This window comes from Peteryoungia rhizophila, from assembly GCF_004912145.1.
Lineage (GTDB): Bacteria > Pseudomonadota > Alphaproteobacteria > Rhizobiales > Rhizobiaceae > Allorhizobium > Allorhizobium rhizophilum.
The window spans coordinates 62,563-83,288 of sequence record NZ_STGT01000005.1 but is presented as its reverse complement, the minus strand read 5'-3'; the positions used below and the strand labels follow the sequence as shown (position 1 = coordinate 83,288).

The following is a 20,726-nucleotide window of genomic DNA, read 5'->3' as shown; positions in this document are numbered from 1 at the left end:
ACCAATGACGGCCGATTTCGCCATTCGCTTTCCGCCGCTAGTCCCTCAAAGCGGCGGAGTGATGGCAAACGGCCACATAAGGGCACGAAAACCCTAGAGATTCCGGCCGATATCCAGGAATTTCTGGCGGCGGTCGGAGCGCAGCTTGTCGCCCGGCAGCGGTGAAAGTTCTGCAAGAGCACTGGCGATCACATCGCCGGTCATGCCGATCACGCGGTCCGGCGCACGATGGGCGCCACCAACCGGCTCCGGAATGATCGCGTCGATGATGCCGAACCCCTTCAGGTCCTCTGCCGTGATCTTCATGTTGGTCGCGGCTTCCTTGGCGCGGGTCGAGTCGCGCCAGAGGATCGAGGCGGCACCTTCCGGCGAGATCACCGAATAGATCGCATGCTCCAGCATATAAACGCGGTTGCCGGTCGCGATTGCGATCGCGCCGCCGGAACCGCCTTCGCCGATGACGACCGAGACCATCGGCACCTTGAGGCCGAGGCACATTTCGGTCGAGCGGGCGATCGCTTCCGCCTGGCCGCGTTCTTCTGCTCCAACGCCCGGATAAGCGCCGGCCGTATCGATCAGTGTGATGACTGGCAGGCCGAAACGGTCAGCCATTTCCATGACGCGGATCGCCTTGCGATACCCTTCGGGACGCGGGCTGCCGAAATTGTGCTTGATGCGCGACTTGGTGTCGTTGCCCTTTTCCTGGCCGATCACGGCGACGGGCTGGCCGCGGAAGCGGGCGAGGCCGGCCTGGATGGCGGCGTCCTCGGCAAACTTGCGGTCACCGGCCAGCGGCGTGAACTCGGTGAACAGCGCCTCGGCATAGTCGACGAAATGCGGACGCTGCGGATGCCGCGCGACCTGCGTCTTCTGCCAGGCGTTGAGCTTCGAATAGATCTCCACCATCGCCTCTTCGACGCGGCTTTCCAGCCGGCTGATCTCTTCGGAGGTGTCGATGCTCTCGTCCTCTTCCGCGATCTTCTTCAGGTCGCGGATCTTGGCCTCGAGGTCGGAGATGGGTTTTTCGAAGTCGAGATAGTTGTGCATGAACTCCGTTCCGATCGTTCGTTCCTGGCGCTCGCCGCCCGCAGGGAACCGGCTTTGCCGGTCCTAATCGGGGTTTTTGGCCTGTTTTGCAAGGGGGTGATGCGTATGCACCAGGTGCTGCAGGCGCTCGTCGAGCACATGCGTGTAGATTTGTGTCGTTGAAATGTCGCTGTGACCGAGCAGTTCCTGCACGGCGCGCAGGTCCGCACCGTTGCCAAGCAGGTGGCTCGCAAAGGCATGACGAAGCACGTGCGGAGACACGGCATCGGCCGAAAGACCGGCCCGGATCGCGAGATCCTTCAATTCGCGGGCGAAGACCTGGCGGGGCAGATAACCCTCCTTGCTCGCGGAGGGGAAGAGAAAGGGGCTCTGGGCCTGGATAGGGTCGGCGTTTCGGACCGCGCCATAACGTACCAGAGCTTCGATCGCCGTGCGCGACAGCGGCACCAGCCTTTCCTTGTTGCCCTTGCCGCGCACCAGGAGAAAGCGTCCCTCCTGAGAGAGCACCTTCACAGGAAGCGAGACGAGTTCGCTGACGCGCATGCCGGTGGCGTAGAGGAGTTCGAGCAGAGCGAGCCGCCTGATCCTCGTCGCCTGATCCGGCCCCTCCAGGTTCGCCTCCGCTTCGGCAAGCGACAGCAGGCCAGTCACGTCCTCGACCGTCAGCACCTTCGGCAGTGTGCGGGATTTCTTCGGCGCATCGAGGATGGCAGTCGGATCGTCGCCGCGCAGGCCTTCGGCATAAAGAAACTTGTAGAACTGCCGCATGGCGGACAGTCGCCGCGCCTGGGATGTCGGCATGAACCCACGTTTCGACAGATCGGAGAGGTAAGCCGAGAGGTCTTCCCGTGTCGCCAAACCCAGGCTCACCTTGCGGCCGGACAGGAAGTCAGAGAGGTCGTCGAGATCCCGCTGATAGGAGAGGAGCGTGTTCTCGGCCGCCCCGCGCTCCGCGCTCAGCATTTCCAGGAAGGCTTCGACGCGCGCGCTGCTCAGATCCGACATGGTCGTGCTTCCTGCTACTGCTCGACCGGGTTGATCCGCTCGGAGGGAATGCGCACCGTGACGTCCCGCTCCCTGGGTTCCACGAAGACCGCGAAGGACCACATGGTCACATAGACCAGGCCGACGATAGTCCCGCAGATGAACAGGAAGCGAAACAGTGTGGGCATGGTCGATCCTTAAGTCCTTCATCGCAATAAATAGGTCGAAACATGGAGTTTACCAAGGCCGGGACAGGTCCGTTGGAAATGCCGCCATGGCTTGACGCTAGCCTCCTATATGTCAATAGGTCATGAAACAGTCGTGAACAGGCCGATGACCGAAACGATCCTCAACCTTGCTCCCAGTCTGGGTGAGCGCGCCAAGGCGGCGCTCGGCAAACGCAATCTCGTTCTCGTCGGTCTTATGGGTGCCGGCAAGTCGGCGATCGGCCGGCTCGTTGCCCAGCAGCTCGGCCTACCTTTCATCGATACCGATACGGAGATCGAGCGGGTTTCGCGCATGTCGATTTCGGAACTTTTCGCAGCTTACGGCGAAGAGGAGTTCCGCACGCTCGAAACGCGGGTGATCAAGCGGCTGCTCAGGACGGGTCCGCGGGTCGTCTCGACCGGAGGCGGGGCCTTCATTAACGAGAAGACCCGCAAGCAGATCGAGCGCGGCGGGCTTTCCGTGTGGTTGAATGCGGATCTCGATGTTCTCTGGGAACGGGTCAACAAGCGGGATCATCGCCCGCTTCTGAAGACCGAAAACCCGAAGCAGACATTGAAGGACCTGATGGACAAGCGTTATCCCGTCTACGGGCTGGCCGACATCACCGTCCAGTCGCGCGATGTGCGCAAGGAAGTCATCGCCAATGAGGTCCTCACCTCGGTGATCGAATATATCGGCAAGGACAAGACGTTATGACGAAGCCCGAGACATCGGAACGCCTGGTGCATGTGCCGCTGGGCGAGCGCTCCTATGACATCCTGATCGGCCCCGGGCTCATGGCGCGCGCCGGCGGTGAGATTACGAGCCGCATCAGGGGTCGCCGCGCCGCGATCATCACCGATGAAAATGTCGGGTCGCGTTACCTCGACGGCCTGATGGACAGCCTGCAGACCGACGGCATCGAGGCGGTGTCGGTGACGCTTCCGGCCGGCGAGAAGACCAAGAGCTTCGACAATCTCACCAATGTCTGCGACGTGCTGCTCGAGGCCCGCATTGAACGCAATGATACCGTCATCGCGCTCGGCGGCGGCGTCATCGGCGATCTCACCGGCTTTGCCGCCGGCATTGTGCGTCGTGGCGTGCGTTTTGTGCAGATCCCGACCTCGCTGCTCTCGCAGGTCGACAGTTCCGTTGGCGGCAAGACCGGCATCAATGCCCGCCAGGGCAAGAACCTGATCGGCATCTTCAACCAGCCGGACCTCGTGCTCGCCGATACCGATGTGCTCGACACGCTGTCGGAGCGCGAGTTTCGCGCCGGCTATGCCGAAGTCGCGAAATACGGCCTGATCGACAAGCCTGACTTCTTCGAATGGCTGGAGACGAACTGGCGCGAGGTCTTCGCCGGGGGGCCCGCCCGCATCGAGGCGATTGCCGTATCCTGTCAGGCCAAGGCTGACGTGGTCGCCGCCGACGAGCGCGAGAACGGTCGCCGCGCCCTTCTAAACCTTGGCCATACCTTCGGCCATGCGCTCGAAGCCGCGACCCAGTATGACAGCCGCCGTCTCGTGCATGGCGAAGGCGTGTCGATCGGCATGGTGCTCGCGCATCGCTTCTCGGCCCGCATGAACCTTGTCAGTCCCGATCTCGCGGATCGCGTCGAGGCGCATCTGAAGGCGGTCGGCCTGCCGACGCGTATGGATCAGATCCCCGGAGAGCTGCCGCCGACCGAGGTCTTGATGGACGCCATCGCCCAGGACAAGAAGGTCAAGAGCGGCCAACTCACCTTCATCCTCACCCGCGGTCTCGGCCAGTCCTTTGTCGCCGACGACGTGCCCGCCTCCGAAGTCCAGCGTTTCATCGAGGAGATGCGCCCATCATGATCGAACAAACTCTCGCTGTTCTCGGCGAATACTGGCTCACTCTCGTCGCCATCTTTCTGTTGATCTGCTGTTCGGGCTTCTTTTCCGGCTCTGAGACTGCGCTGACCGCGACGTCGCGCGCGCGCATGCACAGCCTGGAGGTCAATGGCGACGATCGTGCGGGCGTGGTGAATATCCTGATCGAACGGCGCGACCGGTTGATCGGTGCGCTGCTGATCGGCAACAACCTGGTCAACATTCTTGCCTCGTCGCTGACGACCAGCCTGTTTCTCGGGTTGTTCGGCGATTCCGGTGTCGCCATCGCCACGATTCTGATGACGATTCTTCTCGTCATCTTTTCGGAAGTGCTGCCGAAGAGCTGGGCGATCTCGGCGCCGGAGCGCTTTGCCCTCGTCGTTGCGCCGCTCGTCCGGCCCTTCGTGGCTATTGTCGGGCCGCTCTCCAGTCTCGTCAACTGGATCGTCCGCAAGCTGCTCGGCCTGTTCGGCGTCTCGATTTCAGGCGAGGCCTCCATGCTTTCTGCGCATGAGGAGCTGCGCGGCGCCGTGGCGCTCCTGCATCGCGAGGGTTCCGTGATCAAGGCCGACCGCGACCGCCTCGGCGGCGTTCTCGACCTCGGTGAGCTCGAGGTCTCCGACATCATGATCCATCGGACCGCGATGCGGGCCGTCAATGCCGACGAACCGCCGGAAGTCGCCATCCGCAACATTCTCGAAAGTCCCTATACCCGCATGCCGGTCTGGCGCGGCGCCACAGACAACATCATCGGCGTCATCCATGCTAAGGACCTGATCCGGGCATTGGCCGAGCCCCATGTCGAGCCGCAGGACATCGACATCGTCAAGATCGCGCAGAAGCCCTGGTTCGTGCCTGACACCACGAACCTCAAGGATCAATTGAACGCCTTCCTGCGCCGCAAGACGCATTTCGCCGTCGTCGTCGACGAATATGGCGAAGTGCAGGGCGTCGTGACGCTGGAAGACATCCTGGAGGAGATCGTCGGCGACATCTCGGACGAACACGATCTGGAGATCCAGGGCGTCCGCCAGGACAGCGACGGCTCGATCGTCGTCGACGGCGGCGTGCCGATCCGTGACCTCAATCGCGCCATGGACTGGCTGCTGCCGGACGAGGAAGCAACCACGATCGCCGGTCTCGTCATTCACGAATCGAAGTCTATCCCCGAGGAACGCCAGGCTTTCACCTTCTACGGCAAGCGTTTCATCGTGTTGAAGCGCGAGAAGAACCGTATCACGCGCCTGCGCATCCGCCCGATCGACGCCGCCGAACCGGAGGCCTGACCGTCTCGCTGTTTACCAGCGGGTCGGTTCGCCGGGTGCCGCCGGCTCGATTGCAAGAGCATGGAGGCCGGCATCGAGTTCCGGCTTGAGCACATCCGTAATCGCACGATGGCGTGCGAGCCGCGTCATGCCTGAAAAGGCATCGGCGACGATGCGCACCCGCATGTGGGTTTCGCCGGTGCCGGTGATGTCAGGCTGATGACCCGCATGGTGATGGCTCTCGTCAATCACGACAAGGCGTTCGGGGCCGAAGGCCTCGTTGAGACGGGTCTCTATCCGGCTCTTCACCGACATTGGTCTTGCCTCTTGCTGCTGCTTCGCAAAAAGCCCCACAAAGCGCGCAACAAACCGGTTTGTCAATTCTTGTCCGACCCCGGCTGACGCCCCATAATTACCCCATGAAACTCGACTCGAAATACTTCGATGGTATCCGGACCCGGCGAAAGCGGGCAGCGGAGCCCGAACCATCCAATCCTGTGTGCCAATGGGACGGCTGTGACAAGCCGGGGGCCCATCGCGCACCCGTGGGTCGACATGCAGAGGGGCAGTTCTTCCTGTTCTGTTTCGAGCACGTGAAGGAATACAACAAGGGTTACAACTACTTCTCCGGCCTCTCCGACACCGAAATCGCTCGCTATCAGAAGGAGGCGATCACCGGACATCGTCCCACCTGGACGGTGGGCGTCAACAAGGCGGCGAAAGCGAGCCCGTTGCACTCCACCGCGCGCTCCGGTTCGGCTGCGGCACAGGCGCGCATGAAGGACCCGTTCGGCTTCGTGCAGCAGGGTCGCGGAGGCACCTCGCGCTATCAGGCGGCGGATCGCAAACTGAAGACGCTGGAGGCAAAAGCGCTGGATACGCTTGGACTTAACGTCAGCTCCACGCCGACGGATATCAAGACCCGCTACAAGGAGCTTGTAAAAAAACACCATCCCGACGCAAATGGCGGAGACAGGGCTTCGGAAGAGCGTTTTCGCGCTGTTATTGAAGCCTACAAATTGTTAAAGCAGGCCGGTTTCTGTTAATCCGAACACACAGCAGCGATGAGATGCGGCCGGTCGGTGGCGCCCGGCATGGAGAAACGATGAGCAAAATTGAACTTGATATTACCAATCTCCCCGACACCACCGTGTCGGTGCGCGAGGTATTTGGTATCGACAGCGACATTCGCGTCCCGGCCTACTCCAAGGGTGACGCCTATGTCCCGGATCTCGATCCGGATTATCTCTTCGACCGCGAAACCACGCTCGCCATCCTCGCCGGCTTCGCGCACAACCGTCGCGTCATGGTCTCGGGCTTTCACGGCACGGGCAAGTCGACCCATATCGAGCAGGTCGCCGCCCGCCTCAACTGGCCCTGCGTGCGCGTCAACCTCGACAGCCATGTCAGCCGTATCGATCTCGTCGGCAAGGACGCCATCGTGCTCAAGGACGGCAAGCAGATCACCGAATTCAAGGACGGCATCCTGCCCTGGGCCTACCAGCACAATGTCGCGCTCGTCTTCGACGAATATGATGCCGGCCGTCCGGATGTGATGTTCGTCATCCAGCGCGTTCTGGAAAGCTCCGGCCGCCTGACGCTGCTCGACCAGAGCCGCGTCATCCGTCCGCATCCCGCCTTCCGCATCTTTGCGACCGCCAACACGGTCGGCCTCGGCGACACGACGGGCCTCTATCACGGCACGCAGCAGATCAACCAGGCGCAGATGGACCGCTGGTCGATCGTCACCACGCTGAACTATCTGCCGCATGACAAGGAAGTCGACATCGTCTGCGCCAAGGTCAAGAGCTTCGGCTCGACCGCCGAGGGTCGCGACACCGTCTCGCGCATGGTTCGCCTTGCGGATCTGACGCGTGCCGCCTTCGTCAATGGCGATCTGTCGACCGTCATGAGCCCGCGTACCGTCATCACCTGGGCCGAAAATGCCGAGATCTTCGGCGATGTCGCCTTTGCGTTCCGGGTCACGTTCCTCAACAAGTGTGACGAACTCGAGCGCACATTGGTGGCCGAGCACTATCAGCGCGCCTTTGGCGTGGAACTCAAGGAAAGTGCCGCCAATATGGTACTTGGCGCATAAGGACTTAAGAAGCATGGCAGGGCGCGGCGACAATTCGAAGGCCAAGGCTGGCGGCGGGGTGGATACCGAGCCGCTTCGCCGTGCCATCACCGGCTGCGTACGCTCGATCGCGGGTGATCCGCAGGTCGAGGTCGCCTTCTCCAACGATCGCCCGGGCCTTGCCGGCGAGCGCATCCGTCTGCCGGAAATCTCCAAGCGTCCGACCTCGCACGAACTCGCCGTGACCCGAGGTCTCGGCGATTCGATGGCGCTGCGTCTCGCCTGCCACGACCAGAAGGTCCATGCCAGCATGGCGCCTCAAGGTGTCGATGCTCGCGCCATCTTCGATGCGGTCGAGCAGGCCCGTGTGGAATCGCTGGGCTCGCTGCGCATGCCCGGCGTCGCTTCCAACATCCAGTCGATGAACACCGAGAAATACGCGAAAGCGAATTTCTCGACGATCAGCCGCCAGGAAGACGCGCCGATCCAGGAAGCTGTCGCCATGCTGGTGCGCGAGAAGCTCACCGGCCAGAAAGCACCAGTGTCCGCCGGCAAGGTGCTCGACCTCTGGCGTCCCTTCATCGAGGACAAGGCCGGTGCCGACCTCGACAATCTGTCTACCGTCATCGAAGACCAGCAGGCCTTCTCCCGCGTGATCCGCCATATGCTGTCGTCCATGGACATGGCCGAGGACATGGGCGACGACCAGGAGCAAAGCGAGGACGACCAGTCCACGGACGAGGAACAGCCACGCAGCGGCGAGCAGGACCAGGAAAGCGCCGAGGATGAGGCAGGCCAGGAGTCGGCTCCGGCCGAGGAAAGCGAAGCCTCCCAGGAACAGCTCGACGACGGCGAGATGGATGGTGCCGAAATCTCGGAAGAGGAGATGTCGGACGAAGGCGACGACGACAGCGAGACGCCCGGCGAGATGCGCCGACCGGCGACGCCGTTCGACGACTTCAACGAGAAGGTCGACTACAAGATCTTCACCCAGGAATTCGACGAGGAAATCACCGCGGAAGAGCTCTGCGACGAGGCCGAGCTCGAGCGGCTGCGCGCCTTCCTCGACAAGCAGCTCGCGCATCTGCAGGGTGCCGTCGGCCGGCTCGCCAACCGGTTGCAGCGCCGCCTGATGGCGCAGCAGAACCGCTCCTGGGATTTCGACCTGGAAGAAGGTTACCTCGACCCGGCGCGTCTCACCCGCCTGATCATCGACCCCATGCAGCCGCTCTCCTTCAAGAAGGAGAAAGATACCAAGTTCCGCGATACGGTCGTGACGCTGGTCATCGACAATTCCGGCTCGATGCGCGGTCGTCCGATCACGGTCGCGGCCTCCTGCGCCGACATTCTCGCCCGCACGCTGGAGCGCTGCGGCGTCAAGGTCGAGATCCTCGGCTTCACCACCAAGGCCTGGAAGGGCGGTCAGTCCAGAGAGAAGTGGCTCGCGGGTGGCAAGCCGACGGCACCGGGCCGTCTCAACGATCTGCGCCATATCATCTACAAGTCGGCCGATGCGCCCTGGCGCCGGTCACGCCGCAATCTCGGCCTGATGATGCGCGAGGGCCTGCTCAAGGAAAACATCGACGGCGAGGCGCTGATGTGGGCGCATAACCGCCTGATCGGGCGCCGCGAGCAGCGCAAGATCCTGATGATGATCTCCGACGGCGCCCCGGTCGATGATTCGACGCTGTCGGTGAACCCGGGCAATTATCTGGAGCGGCATCTGCGCGCCGTCATCGAGCAGATCGAGACAAAGTCGCCGGTCGAATTGCTGGCAATCGGCATTGGCCACGACGTCACGCGTTACTATCGCCGCGCCGTCACCATCGTCGATGCGGATGAGCTGGCGGGCGCGATGACCGAACAGCTCGCCTCTCTGTTCGAGGAGAAGCCTTCCGGTGGCTCGGGCCGGGCGCGTCGGCGTGCCTGATCGATCCGCACGGATGCTAGGAGGCGCCTGCGCTCTGTCGGTGCTCGTCGCGCTTTCGTCGTGCACACCGGCCACCATCCTGCCCGGTGAGATGCTTCCGATCGCCGTCGAGAGTGACGTGATCACCGACCTCGGCGGCAACCCGACGCTGTCGCCAGGCCTGACATTTCTCGGTGGTATCGAGCTCTCATCGTCCGAGCCGCTCTTCGGCGCATTTTCGTCGATCCGATTCCGCGACGAACAATCTTTCCTCGGCGTCTTTGACACCGGCTACTGGATCGAGGGGCGGATCCTGCGCGATGGAGACGGTCGTCTCGCGGGATTGGACGCTGTCCGCCTTGCGCCACTTCTCGATGCCTCCGGGCGCGAGAGCCCCAGCAAGTTCCTGGTCGATGCCGAAAGCCTGGCTCTCAACGGGGATCGTGCCTTTGTCGGCTTCGAGCAGCGGCATCGTGTCGTCGCCTATGCGCCGCTCGTCGATCTCGGCAAGGCGCTGCCGTCTGCCCCGCTCGCCTTTCCCTTCGACCTCGACATCCTGCACAGCAATGGCGGCTTCGAATCCCTCGTGATCGCGCCCAAGGGCAGTCCGGTCGAGGGTGCCCTGGTGGCGATTACGGAAAAGAGCTTCGACGAGAACGGCAACATCTATGCCGCCATCGTCGGTGGGCCGCTCGCCGGTGAGTTCCGCGTGCGCCCGCGCGACGATTTCGATATCACGGACGCCGCCTTCCTGCCCGATGGCGATCTTCTGCTCCTCGAGCGCCGCTTCTCCATCGCCACTGGGGTCGGCATGCGCCTTCGGCGCGTCGAAGGGACGAGCATTCTCCCAGGCGCGGTGGTCGACGGGGACGTCCTGTTCGAAGCGAATTACCGTTCGCAGATCGACAATATGGAAGGCCTCGACGTCATCCCGGAGCCGGATGGCTCCGTGCGCCTGATCGTCGTCTCGGATGACAACCATTCCATCCTGCAGCGGACGCTGATGCTGGAATTCCGGCTCGCGCCGCAGAACTGATTTTTCTCATCCCGCAAAAGCAAACAGCCCCGGTCTCCCGAGGCTGTCCGTCATTTCCTTCGATCGTGTCTCTTCAGGCCGAACGCGCGGCCGTCGGCATGGGGCGTACGACGCTCATCAGGGCGCCATAGGGCAGAAGCATGATCACGCCGATCAGCATCTTCACGCCGAAGTCGGCGATCGCCCAGGAGATCCAGCGCGGCGCTTCCGCCGACATCACGCCGAGGATCGGGGCGGCCGCAATCGCAAAGTCGTCATTCGGGCCGATAAAGCCGAAGACGGGCGCGAAGGAGAGCGAGAAGAAGATCACCGTGTCGAGCACGGAGCCGATCAGCGAGCCCATGAGCGGGGCTTTCCACCAGGACTGCTGGCGCAGCCGGTTGAAGACCGAGATGTCGAGCAGCTGGCCGACCAGGAAGGCCGTTCCTGAGGCAACCGCGATGCGCGGGGTCGCGAGCAGGATCGACAGGAGAACGCCGGCGATGAAGCCGACGAGGACCACACGGCGTGCCACCTTGGGTCCGAACTGACGGTTGGTCAGGTCGGTGACGAGGAAGGCGATCGGATAGGTGAAGGCGCCGAAGGTCAGAAGATCGGCGAGATTGATGCCGGCCAGGACCCCGTTGACCGGGTGCTGGACGAGGAAGTTCGAGGCGACGACGATGGTCGTCATCAGAAGGCTGTAGGCAAGGAAATAGCGCTTGTTCAGCATTTTTTTATCCTGGGTGATGCCACCAGTTGGAGGGACAATGATGTAGTGAATGGCGTGCAGGTCTTTTCCCGCATGCACATCTCAAACGAAAAGGCTTGCCCGGAGACCGGTCAAGCCTTTCGAAAGTCTGGCCGAAAAGCGCTATTAAGCGGCTTCAGCGGTCTTCTTGACGATCTGGCGACGCAGCAGACGAGCGCGCATGCTCAGATCGGTTTCGGAAGCCTTGAGCAGGAACGCGTCGAGACCGCCACGATGCTCGACCGTGCGCAGGGCAGCAGCCGAAACGCGAAGGCGGAAGCGCTGGTTCAGAGCATCCGAGATCAGCGTGACGTCGCACAGGTTCGGCAGGAACCGGCGCTTGGTCTTGTTGTTCGCGTGGCTCACGTTGTTGCCCGACTGGACGCCCTTGCCGGTCAATTCGCAACTGCGGGACATGGTACACCTATTGTTTTTCTAGGCCATCGCATCGCTTCCGGCCAAATGCCGGCGAGGCAATCCAACAGCGTCTGATTGGAAAGTTGCGGTTCTATAGTCAGTGAGAACCGGCGCGTCAAGCCAAACCTTGGATTTTCCGGGCGGCAAGGCGGGTGTAGGATATTTTCTTGCCACAGTCCACGGCGAGTATGCATGCTCAATTGCGCCGGCATTCCGGCACTGCCCCCTTATCTGGAGACGGCGCCTTGCGTTTCACCGGCCTTGCCCTTGCCTTCCTCGCCCTGATGCCCGCGGCCGCCGGAGCATCGGATTATCGCTATGATACGAGCTACAGCGTGGCGCTGGGCATCCTGCCCATTGCCCGCATGACCTTCCAGACGGAGGTTGTTTCCGATCGCTACACGATTTCCGGCCAGTTCCACTCCTCCGGTCTCGTCGACATCGTCCGTGAGGTGGCCGCCAAGAGCACGGTCAGCGGCACGCTGACCGGTGGTCGGATGCTGCCTCAGCGCTATGCGCTGGATTACAAAAGCGGGAAGCGGGCAAGCACCTACGAAGTCTTGTTTTCCGGCGGTAATGTCGTGGAAACCAATGTCACGCCCGTGCGCCCGAAGCCCAGTTCCTGGGTCCCCGTGAAGGCCTCCGACCTCAAGGCTGTACTCGATCCGATCGGCGCGCTGCTGATCCCTGGTGATGCAGATGTCTGCGCGCAGACCCTGCCGGTCTATGACGGTGAAAGCCGCATGGATCTCGTGCTTTCTCCCAACCGGTCGGAAAGCTTCTCTGCCGGCAGCGCAAAGGGTGACGCCATCGTCTGCTCGGTGCGTTACGTGCCGAAGTCGGGATACCGGAAGGGCCGCAAGGATATCGAGTATCTGACGTCGGTGACCGGCATGGAGATCTGGTTTGCCAAGACAGCGACGCTGAAGCTATATGCTCCAGTCTACGCGAAGATCCCGACCCGCTACGGGACGGTGCATGTGACCGCAGAAAAGTTCGACGGCTAGTTTTTGCGGGCGAGCCCCGCATCAGGGGATTTCATGAAGACCAAGGCAACGCTGATCGGGTTCACGGCGATCCTGATGTGGTCCTTCCTCGCCCTCATGACGGCGGCCTCCGGCACCATGCCACCCTTCCAGCTCTCGGCCATCACTTTCGCGATCGGCAGCCTTCCCGGGATTGGGCTTTTCGTCGCGCGGCCGGAGCGTTTGAGGGCCTTGCGCCAACCACCAAAAGTCTGGCTCGCCGGCGTCGGTGGCCTTTTCGGCTACCACTTCCTCTATTTTACGGCGCTCCGGAATGCGCCGGCCGTCGAAGCCGGCCTGATCGCCTATCTCTGGCCGCTGCTGATCGTGGTCGGCTCGGCGCTGCTGCCGGGGGAAAAGCTCGGTTGGCATCATATCGTCGGGGCGCTCTGCGGCCTCGTCGGTACCGCGCTCATCATCGGCAAAAACGGTTTCGCCTTCGATCCGGCCTATAGCCTCGGTTATTTCACCGCCTTGCTATGCGCCTTCACCTGGGCGGCCTATTCCCTCGTCAGCCGCAAGTTCGACAAGGTCTCGACCGATGTGGTCACCGGCTTCTGCCTCGCGACCTCGGTCCTGTCGCTCATATGCCATCTGGCGCTCGAAGCCACGGTCTGGCCCGACACGACGGCACAATGGGCCGCCGTGGTCGGCCTCGGCATCTTTCCCGTCGGGCTCGCCTTCTATGTCTGGGACTACGGCGTGAAAAATGGCGACATCCAGATCCTCGGAGCTTCCAGCTATGCGGCGCCGCTTCTCTCCACGCTGGTCCTCGTCCTCTCCGGTTTCGGAGAACTCAGTGTCAGAATTGGCCTCTCTTGCCTGCTGATCACCGGTGGCGCGATGCTCGCGGCTCGCGATATGATCTTGCGGAGCAAGGAACGGCCGACCTGACGGGGAATTGAATGGCATTCGCGACCGGTATCTTCTGGCTCTCGGTCGCGCTCGGCGCCAGCTATCTCTGGATCCTGCCACAAGAGAAGACGCTTGTCCGGGCTGTCTGGAAAACGGTGCCGGTCCTGCTCCTGTCGCTGTACGCCGGCCTCGTCGGCGCGCCTCCGCTGCTGGTCGCGGCCCTCGCGCTCGGTGCTCTCGGCGATCTGTCGCTTGCCTTCGACGGTGAGCGTGCCTTCATGGGCGGGGTCGCGGCCTTCCTGTCGGCCCATATAGCCTATGTCGCGCTTTTGATTTCAATCGCCGATCCATCGATCGCCTTCGCCGCACCCTGGCGCATCGTCGCAGGCTGCCTCGTCGGTGTTCTGACGCTTGGCGCCCTCGTGCGTCTCTGGAAGCCGGCCGGGCGACTTGCGTTTCCGATCGGCCTTTACATCCTGCTCTTCATGGCGCTCGTCTGGCTGACGCTTGGCCTCCCGGACCCGCTCGTCTTCGTCGGCGCCAGCCTCTTCATGCTGTCCGATCTCGTGCTGACAATGCGGAAATACTGGACAGGACCGGAGCATCCCAAGGATGGAGCCGCCGCCTATGTCGTCTGGGTGACCTATTTTGCGGCGCAGGTGATCCTGACAGTCACGCTTAGCCCATATTGACCGGGGGATTGCCAGCCGGGGCCCAGCCGGGCGGTGCCATCTCGAAAACGGCGAAGTCGAAGCCGGGCGCAACCGTGCAGCCGACGAGGGTGAATTCACCCAGGCTTTCGGCAGCCTGCCATTCATCGGCCTCTATGATCGCCTGGGGGCGCTGCCCTGCGGCGAGATCGAGCCCCAGCACCACTGTCTGCTGCGCCATGCCATCTTTCGAACGATGCAGAGCCAGCGGCGCGCCGGCATAGTAGTGCCAGGCCTCGGCTGCATCCTTCACCTTGTGCCAGTGCGAACGCTCGCCGGCCTCAAGGAGATAATAGATCGCCGTCGAATGCCCGCGCGGTCCGCCGTTTTCATCGCGCCAGGTTTCCACGTACCAGCCACCCTCGGGATGGCGTTGCATGCCGAGGGTTTCGATGATGTCGGCTGCCTGCATCAGAACGTGTCCTTGCGCTTGCGGATTTCGGCGAAGACCTCGTCATTGGTTGCGCCTTCCATGCCAAGCGTCCGGCGGATATCCGGTTCACCGGCCCGCAGGAACGGGTTGGTCTCCTTCTCAAACCCGATCGTCGTCGGAATGGTGAAATCGCCGCGCTTGCGCTGCATCTCGATCAGTTCTGCGCGCGATCTCAGCCGGGCATTTTCCGGGTCGATGGTCACCGCAAATCGGGCATTGGAGAGCGTGTATTCATGGCCGAAATAGACGATCGTCTCGTCTGGCAGTTCGGCGAGCTTCTGCAGCGAGTGCCACATGTCGAGCGCCGATCGCTCGAACAGGCGCCCGCATCCGAGCGCGAAAAGGGTGTCGGCTGCAAAGAGAATCATGTCCTCGGGCAGATAGTAGCAGATATGCCCCGCAGTATGGCCCGGCGTCTCGATCACGCGTACCGGCCGCTTGCCGAAGGTGAACTCGTCACCGTCGCCGACCGTTCGGTCGATGCCGGGGATCGCAGCCGCCTCGTTGCGCGGGCCGATGATCTCGCAACCATATTTTTCCTTCAGCGCCAGATTGGCTTCGACATGGTCGCCATGATGATGCGTGGTGAAGACATGGGTGATCGTCCAACCGCGCTTTTCGGCTGCCTTGACGATCGGATCGAGTTCCGGTGCGTCGATCGACGCCGTTTCACCCGTCTCCGGGCAGTGGAGAAGTACGCCGAAGTTGTCACTTCGGCAGATGAAAACTTCAATCTGCAGTGATTTCATTGTCGACCCACTTTTTATGTCCCACCTCTTTGCGGCGAATGTACCCTCTCGCGCTTTGAAGTCCAATGATGGGCTGCTAACAATAAGTTCATGCATGTCGATATCGTCGATCTGAGGCAGTTTTATTATACGATGCTCGGCCGCGTGGCCGAGCAGTCGATTGCGCTGGCCTTGTCCACAGTCTGGGCGCGGCTGCCGCAGGAGCGCCTGGTCGGCCTCGGCTACTGCATTCCCTTTCTCGATCGCTTCCGGGCCGACACCGAGCGCACCATGGCCTTCATGCCTGCAGGGCAGGGGGCGGTGAACTGGCCGGTCGGTGAGCCTTCTGCCACGGCGCTGGTCTTCGACGAGGAACTGCCGCTGCCGGACAGTTCCGTCGACCGGGTGCTGATGGTCCATTCGCTGGAATTTGCCGAGAACCCCCGCGAGACGCTGAAGGAGATCTGGCGGGTGCTTGCGCCCGGCGGTCGTCTCGTCATCGTCGTGCCCAATCGTCGCGGCGTCTGGGCGCGCATGGAGCATACGCCCTTCGGTTCGGGGCGTCCCTATTCGCGCGGACAGCTCACATCGCTGCTGCGCGAGACCAATTTCACCCCAGGGGCCTCGGCCGAGGCCCTGTTTTTCCCGCCCTCCAAGATCCGGGCGATCCTCCGGCTTCGGCGTGGTTTCGAGCGGCTCGGCCGTATCCTCTGGCCTGCCTTTTCCGGTGTCATCGTGGTCGAGGCGCAGAAGCGTCTCTATCAGGGGCTTCCGGTCGCTTCGCGTGCCTCGCGCCGCGTCTTCAAGCCAGTGCTCGCGCCTCAGGGCGTGCCGACCACGCGCACTCGATTGCCCGAGGTCTGAACCGCGTCATGAGCCGGGCGTCGGATGGACAGGCTGCGGCGCTCGCCCGCCTCGACAAGCGGAGCTTTCCGCAGTAATCCCAAGACCATGTGAAGGGTCGGTCTCCTGGTCGGCCGACGACCGGAAAGACGCCTCATGATTGCCTCGACGAAGCCGATGCCCCGTGCCGGGGTTATGGAGATCGCCGCCTATGTTCCTGGCAAGGAACATGCCGGTGGCGTCGCGCGCGTCTTCAAGCTCTCGTCCAACGAAACGCCGCTCGGCCCGAGCCCCCTGGCCATCGAGGCCTTCCAAGCAGCCGCAGACAAGCTCGAGATCTATCCCGACGGCCAGGCCCGTATGCTCCGCGATGCAATCGCTGAGGTGCACGGCCTGAACCCTGCCAATATCCTCTGCGGCAACGGATCTGGAGAATTGCTGGCCCTGCTCGCCAATATCTATCTCGGCCCCGGCGACGAAGCGATCATCACCGAACACGGCTTCTTGCTCTACCGCATCCAGATCCTGGCCGCCGGCGGAACACCTGTGACGGTTCCGGAGACCGATCGGTGCGTCGATGTCGATGCGATCCTTGGCGCCGTCAGCGAGCGCACGAAGATCGTCTTCCTGACCAATCCCGGAAACCCGACTGGCACCTATGTGCCCTATGCCGATATCAAGCGCCTGCATGCGGCCTTGCCTGCGCAGGTGATCCTGGTGCTCGACGCCGCCTATGCCGAATATGTCCGTCGCAACGATTACGAGGCCGGTATCGAGCTGGTCTCGGCCAATCGCAATGTCGTCATGACGCGGACCTTCGCCAAGGTCTACGGGCTGGCGGCGCTGCGCATCGGCTGGATCTATGGCCCAGCCGAGATCATCGATACGATGAACCGGGTGCGTGGACCATTCAACATCAACACGCCGGCGCTGCTCGCCGGGGCTGCTGCCATGCGCGACCAGGAGCATGTGGCGAAAGCCGTCGAACACAATCAGGTCTGGCTCGCCCGGGTGTCCGAGGCGCTTTCAGCACTCGGCCTCGAAGTCACACCCTCGGTCACCAATTTCATCCTGATCCACTTCCCCGACCGGGACGGAAAGCGGGCCGCGGATGCGGATCACTTCCTGACGGAACGCGGCTTCGTCTTGCGCGCGGTCTCGTCCTATGGTTTTCCCAATGCACTCCGCATGACGATCGGCAGCGACGAGGCCAATACCGGCGTCATCGCCGCCCTCACAGAATTCATGGAACGCACGTGATGTCTGAAATCCTGTTCGACCGCATCGCCCTGATCGGCATCGGCCTCATCGGCTCGTCGATCGCCCGTGACGTCAAGAAGCTGGGCCTTGCGAAGGATGTGGTCATCTCGACCCGCAGCGCCGAGACGCTGAAGCGGGCGGAAGAGCTGGAGCTCGGCACGGCTTACGTCACCTCCGCAGCCGATGCCGTGAAGGATGCGGATCTCGTCATCGTCTCCGTGCCCGTCGGCGCCTCGGAAGCGGTCGCCAAACAGATCGCGCCGAACCTGAAAGCCGGCGCCATCGTCACCGATGTCGGTTCGACCAAGGCCTCGGTCATCGCGCAGATGGCGCCGCATATGCCTGACGGCGTGCATTTCATTCCCGGCCACCCGCTGGCGGGGACGGAAAAATCCGGCCCGGATGCCGGTTTCCCGGGCCTCTTCAAGGGCCGTTGGTGCATCTTCACGCCGCTCGCAGGCACGGACGGCCAAGCGCTCGCCCGGTTGCGCGGCTTCTGGGAGGCGCTGGGATCGATGTGTGACGAGATGGATCCGCAGCACCACGACAAGGTGCTCGCCATCGTCTCGCACCTGCCGCACATCATCGCCTACAATATCGTCGGCACGGCGGATGATCTGGAAGCGGTGACGGAATCGGAAGTCATCAAGTATTCGGCGTCGGGTTTCCGCGATTTCACCCGTCTTGCCGCGTCCGACCCGACCATGTGGCGCGACGTCTGCCTGCACAACAAGGATGCGATCCTGGAAATGCTGGCGCGCTTTTCGGAGGATCTCGCCTATCTGCAGCGGGCGATCCGTTGGGGCGAGGGCGACAAGCTGTTCGAGCTTTTCTCGCGCACCCGCACGATCCGCCGCTCGATCGTCCAGGCCGGCCAGGACGTCGACGTGCCGGACTTCGGCCGCCACTCGCTGGACAAGTGAGCCGTTCCCACTGCCTCAGAGCGGCGGGATCTGTCCGAGCGGGATGAAGCCGAGCGCGGCCACGCCGTTCTGGATGGTGATCTCAGCCTCGCTGTTGTCGCGGCCGAAGGCGAGCGCCCGAAGCACGTTGGCGACATTGTCGACCATGTCGGCTTGCTCCGGATAGGCGGTCTTCACCGCATCGCGCCAAGCGCGGACCTGTTCGACCTCGACCTTGATGCGCCCCGAGAGCAGACCGTCCTCGCCCACTTCGAAGGGACCGCTCAGCGTCAAAACCCGGCCCTCGCCGATATCGACGACCATGCGGCGGATCTCGCCCTTGGTGCCGTAGAGTCGCTGATCCTGCGCGATCCTGGGGTCGAGCAGCCCGCCCTTGTCGGCGAGTGTAGCGTCGAGGCTCGCCGAGATCGGCGGTAGTGCAATCTTCTCGCCGCCGATCGACACCACCATGTCACGCACCAGCGTCGCGTAGTCGAGATTGCCTTCGTTCTGGCGGACATGCGACTGGGCGCTCGGCACGGCCATCTGCACCTGCAGGCTGGAGACGGTCGAGGTCAGCGTCGCGCTCAGATCTTCCAGGACGAGCGAGCTGCGCGACAGGCCTGACAGGCCAATGCGGAAGCTCGACTGCATGTTGGTCCAGTCGAGTGCGGTGTTGTAGCCGAGCGCCGAGCGGATCTCTGCCGGCGCATCCATCTCCCAGACGATCTGGCCCGGATTGTAGATCTGGGCAGCCGCGCGCACCGGCCCGAAGGAGGCCGCAACACCCTGGAAGTGATCGTCGACGGCGAGCCGGGAGCAATTCAGGCGGAATCGGAAGGGATAGCCGCCCATGGTCGCATCCTCGCATGATGCGGTCACGCCTGCCGGATTTCCGCCAGCGAAGAAGGTCAGAATGCGATTCTTCAGATATTCCGCAGCGAAATACCACCCGATGCTATAGACAGCGATGACGAGGACGATCAAAACGCCGAGCCGGACAACCTTGCGGCTGATCGGGCTTTCCGGCGCGGTCGACATGGCCATGGGATGCTCCTCGTTGCGATCTTCGTATCTTGGATTGGCGTGCGATATGGACGAATTTTGGGTCTTTGGCTACGGCTCGCTGATGTGGAATCCGGGCTTTCCCTATGAAGAACGGGTGCTTGCCCAGCTCGGTGGCTATCGTCGTTCGCTCTGCGTTCGTTCCTATGTCCATCGCGGGACCGAAGAGCGTCCCGGTCTCGTGCTCGGGCTCGACCGGGGCGGTTCCTGCAAGGGCGTCGCCTTTCGTGTGGCGCCGTCCGACTGGCAGTCCACCGTGGACTATCTGCGCGAACGCGAACTCGTCACCAGCGTCTATCTCGAGCGGCACGTCCGAACGCGCCTCGCGGATGGTCGCGATGTCCGCGCCCTGACCTACGTCATCGACCGTGCCCATTCTCAATATGCCGGTGCCATCGCAGTGGATGAGGCAGCCCGCATCGTCGAAAGCGCCGTCGGCCGATCCGGACCCAATCCTGTCTACGTCGCCAATACGGTCGCGCATCTGCGCGAGCTCGGCATTCGCGACCACTGGCTCGAAAGCGTGGCCTCGGCGATCGTCAACGATCCGTCCGGTGACTGATCATTCGCTTTATGGAAATGCGCTCAGAGCGCCCCGAGTTCCTTCAGCCTGTTGACGGCGGTGGGCGGTAGCGGCAGATCGGGGTTTTCCTTCGCCGTCTTCACCAGCAGTTCGTCGCTCGCCGCCTCCAGCCGCTGCATCAGCGTGTCGTGGAAGACGTCGGGGTCGAGACCCGGCTCGATCGGCGGCAGGATCCGCACGACGAAGTGGCCCGGGAAGCGCAGGAACTTGCGGCGCGGCCAGAAGAGGCCCGGATGCATGGCGACGGGCACGACCGGTACGTTGATGTCCCGGTAAAGGCGGGCGATGCCGTATTTATAGTCCGGTGCGGCGCCCGGCGGGCGGCGTGTGCCTTCGGGATAGATGATCAGCTGGCGGCCGTTTGCCATTTCCAGCTTGGTGCGCTCGATCACCTGCGCCATCACCTTGCCCTTGGCGCCGCGATTGACCGGGATCATGCGCTGCTTGGCGACATACCAGCCGAAGACCGGAATCCACATCAGCTCCCGCTTCAGGATGTAGACCGGATCGTCCAGCCAGGGCAGCAGCGCATAGGTGTCCCAGAAGGACTGGTGCTTGGGCGCGAGAATGTAACCGCCGCTCTTTGGAATGTTCTCCAGCCCCTCCACCGTGAAGGTCGTGCCGACGATCTTTTCCATCAGCCAGTGGTTGGCGCGCGCCCAGTCCTTCGGCACGAAGAAGGCCTTCTTGCGCGGCAGCAGGAAATAGATCGGCGAGAGCACGATCATCCTGAGGATCAGATTGGCGTAGAAGGCAGTGTTGAAGAGAATGGAACGTAGCGCAATCATATCTGG

Annotated in this window: 24 protein-coding genes; 14 read left to right on the top strand and 10 right to left on the bottom strand. The window is 62.6% G+C overall.

What is annotated here, in order from left to right; all coding sequences use genetic code 11:
• Positions 1–93: 93 nt before the first annotated feature.
• From E9677_RS19435 to E9677_RS25300, 3 genes are all read right to left on the bottom strand, one after another.
• Positions 94–1,047, bottom strand: a complete 954-nt coding sequence (locus E9677_RS19435) for an acetyl-CoA carboxylase carboxyltransferase subunit alpha (protein ID WP_136559721.1) — start codon at positions 1,045–1,047, stop codon at positions 94–96.
• A gap of 63 nt (positions 1,048–1,110) precedes the next feature.
• Entirely contained in the window at positions 1,111–2,052 is a 942-nt protein-coding gene (gene xerD, locus E9677_RS19430; protein WP_136559720.1) for a site-specific tyrosine recombinase XerD, read from the bottom strand.
• A 14-nt stretch (positions 2,053–2,066) separates the two neighbouring features.
• Positions 2,067–2,219 (bottom strand): hypothetical protein, encoded by a 153-nt coding sequence (locus E9677_RS25300; RefSeq protein ID WP_006724525.1) that lies wholly within the window; start codon positions 2,217–2,219, stop codon positions 2,067–2,069.
• A 145-nt stretch (positions 2,220–2,364) separates the two neighbouring features.
• On the opposite strand from E9677_RS25300, the gene E9677_RS19425 reads away from it, so the two are divergent.
• From E9677_RS19425 to E9677_RS19415, 3 genes are read left to right on the top strand one after another with little or no spacing between them, the layout of a single operon-like run.
• A complete protein-coding gene (locus E9677_RS19425; RefSeq protein ID WP_136559719.1) occupies positions 2,365–2,955 on the top strand; it encodes a shikimate kinase in 591 nt (196 codons plus the stop codon).
• Positions 2,952–4,079 carry a 3-dehydroquinate synthase gene (aroB, locus tag E9677_RS19420; protein ID WP_136559718.1) on the top strand — a complete coding sequence of 376 codons (1,128 nt, stop codon included), beginning with the start codon at positions 2,952–2,954 and terminating at the stop codon, positions 4,077–4,079. Before E9677_RS19425 ends, aroB begins: the two co-directional genes overlap by 4 nt.
• Complete coding sequence (locus E9677_RS19415; protein ID WP_136559717.1) at positions 4,076–5,380, top strand: HlyC/CorC family transporter; 1,305 nt, start codon at positions 4,076–4,078, stop codon at positions 5,378–5,380. The genes aroB and E9677_RS19415 overlap by 4 nt, the downstream gene beginning before the upstream one ends.
• A 12-nt stretch (positions 5,381–5,392) precedes the next feature.
• Here E9677_RS19415 and E9677_RS19410 read toward each other — a convergent pair whose 3' ends face one another.
• On the bottom strand, positions 5,393–5,674 hold the full coding sequence (locus E9677_RS19410) for a BolA family protein (protein ID WP_136559716.1): 282 nt from the start codon (positions 5,672–5,674) through the stop codon (positions 5,393–5,395).
• A gap of 104 nt (positions 5,675–5,778) precedes the next feature.
• Here E9677_RS19410 and E9677_RS19405 point away from each other — a divergent pair, with 104 nt between their 5' ends.
• The 4 genes from E9677_RS19405 to E9677_RS19390 are packed head-to-tail and all read left to right on the top strand — an operon-like array spanning position 5,779 to position 10,381.
• Entirely contained in the window at positions 5,779–6,405 is a 627-nt protein-coding gene (locus tag E9677_RS19405; protein WP_136559715.1) for a J domain-containing protein, read from the top strand.
• A 59-nt stretch (positions 6,406–6,464) separates the two neighbouring features.
• On the top strand, positions 6,465–7,457 hold the full coding sequence (gene cobS / locus E9677_RS19400; protein WP_136559714.1) for a cobaltochelatase subunit CobS: 993 nt from the start codon (positions 6,465–6,467) through the stop codon (positions 7,455–7,457).
• Positions 7,458–7,470: 13 nt separating this feature from the next.
• Positions 7,471–9,366 carry a cobaltochelatase subunit CobT gene (gene cobT / locus E9677_RS19395; protein WP_136559713.1) on the top strand — a complete coding sequence of 632 codons (1,896 nt, stop codon included), beginning with the start codon at positions 7,471–7,473 and terminating at the stop codon, positions 9,364–9,366.
• Positions 9,335–10,381, top strand: coding sequence for an esterase-like activity of phytase family protein (locus E9677_RS19390; RefSeq protein ID WP_235883040.1), 1,047 nt, complete (start codon positions 9,335–9,337; stop codon positions 10,379–10,381). The genes cobT and E9677_RS19390 overlap by 32 nt, the downstream gene beginning before the upstream one ends.
• Before the next feature lie 73 nt (positions 10,382–10,454).
• On the opposite strand, the gene E9677_RS19385 is transcribed toward E9677_RS19390, so the two are convergent.
• Positions 10,455–11,093, bottom strand: a complete 639-nt coding sequence (locus tag E9677_RS19385) for a queuosine precursor transporter (protein WP_136559712.1) — start codon at positions 11,091–11,093, stop codon at positions 10,455–10,457.
• Positions 11,094–11,237: 144 nt separating this feature from the next.
• Complete coding sequence (gene rpmB, locus E9677_RS19380) at positions 11,238–11,528, bottom strand: 50S ribosomal protein L28 (RefSeq protein WP_136559711.1); 291 nt, start codon at positions 11,526–11,528, stop codon at positions 11,238–11,240.
• Positions 11,529–11,773: 245 nt separating this feature from the next.
• Here rpmB and E9677_RS19375 point away from each other — a divergent pair, with 245 nt between their 5' ends.
• The 3 genes from E9677_RS19375 to E9677_RS19365 are packed head-to-tail and all read left to right on the top strand — an operon-like array spanning position 11,774 to position 14,100.
• Complete coding sequence (locus tag E9677_RS19375; RefSeq protein ID WP_328591182.1) at positions 11,774–12,535, top strand: DUF3108 domain-containing protein; 762 nt, start codon at positions 11,774–11,776, stop codon at positions 12,533–12,535.
• 33 nt (positions 12,536–12,568) lie between these two features.
• On the top strand, positions 12,569–13,447 hold the full coding sequence (gene yddG / locus E9677_RS19370; protein ID WP_136559710.1) for an aromatic amino acid exporter YddG: 879 nt from the start codon (positions 12,569–12,571) through the stop codon (positions 13,445–13,447).
• Between the two features lie 11 nt (positions 13,448–13,458).
• Entirely contained in the window at positions 13,459–14,100 is a 642-nt protein-coding gene (locus tag E9677_RS19365; RefSeq protein ID WP_136559709.1) for a lysoplasmalogenase family protein, read from the top strand.
• Here E9677_RS19365 and E9677_RS19360 read toward each other — a convergent pair.
• A complete protein-coding gene (locus E9677_RS19360; RefSeq protein ID WP_136559708.1) occupies positions 14,087–14,530 on the bottom strand; it encodes a cupin domain-containing protein in 444 nt (147 codons plus the stop codon). The two genes, E9677_RS19365 and E9677_RS19360, sit on opposite strands and share 14 nt — an antisense overlap.
• Positions 14,530–15,300: a hydroxyacylglutathione hydrolase gene (gloB, locus tag E9677_RS19355; protein ID WP_136559707.1), complete on the bottom strand. Its 771-nt coding sequence runs from the start codon at positions 15,298–15,300 to the stop codon at positions 14,530–14,532. The genes E9677_RS19360 and gloB overlap by 1 nt, the downstream gene beginning before the upstream one ends.
• A gap of 90 nt (positions 15,301–15,390) precedes the next feature.
• On the opposite strand from gloB, the gene E9677_RS19350 reads away from it, so the two are divergent.
• The 3 genes from E9677_RS19350 to E9677_RS19340 all read left to right on the top strand — a co-directional run bounded on the left by E9677_RS19350 (position 15,391) and on the right by E9677_RS19340 (position 18,305).
• The gene (locus tag E9677_RS19350) at positions 15,391–16,143 is read left to right on the top strand and encodes a class I SAM-dependent methyltransferase (protein ID WP_136559706.1); all 753 of its coding nucleotides are present in this window, start codon (positions 15,391–15,393) and stop codon (positions 16,141–16,143) included.
• Between the two features lie 135 nt (positions 16,144–16,278).
• On the top strand, positions 16,279–17,382 hold the full coding sequence (gene hisC / locus E9677_RS19345) for a histidinol-phosphate transaminase (RefSeq protein ID WP_136559705.1): 1,104 nt from the start codon (positions 16,279–16,281) through the stop codon (positions 17,380–17,382).
• Complete coding sequence (locus E9677_RS19340; RefSeq protein ID WP_136559704.1) at positions 17,382–18,305, top strand: prephenate/arogenate dehydrogenase family protein; 924 nt, start codon at positions 17,382–17,384, stop codon at positions 18,303–18,305. Before hisC ends, E9677_RS19340 begins: the two co-directional genes overlap by 1 nt.
• Before the next feature lie 15 nt (positions 18,306–18,320).
• Here E9677_RS19340 and E9677_RS19335 read toward each other — a convergent pair whose 3' ends face one another.
• Positions 18,321–19,331 (bottom strand): DUF2125 domain-containing protein, encoded by a 1,011-nt coding sequence (locus tag E9677_RS19335; protein ID WP_136559703.1) that lies wholly within the window; start codon positions 19,329–19,331, stop codon positions 18,321–18,323.
• A 46-nt stretch (positions 19,332–19,377) separates the two neighbouring features.
• On the opposite strand from E9677_RS19335, the gene E9677_RS19330 reads away from it, so the two are divergent.
• The gene (locus E9677_RS19330) at positions 19,378–19,911 is read left to right on the top strand and encodes a gamma-glutamylcyclotransferase (protein ID WP_136559702.1); all 534 of its coding nucleotides are present in this window, start codon (positions 19,378–19,380) and stop codon (positions 19,909–19,911) included.
• 23 nt (positions 19,912–19,934) lie between these two features.
• Here E9677_RS19330 and E9677_RS19325 read toward each other — a convergent pair whose 3' ends face one another.
• Complete coding sequence (locus tag E9677_RS19325; RefSeq protein WP_136559701.1) at positions 19,935–20,720, bottom strand: lysophospholipid acyltransferase family protein; 786 nt, start codon at positions 20,718–20,720, stop codon at positions 19,935–19,937.
• Positions 20,721–20,726: the final 6 nt, after the last annotated feature.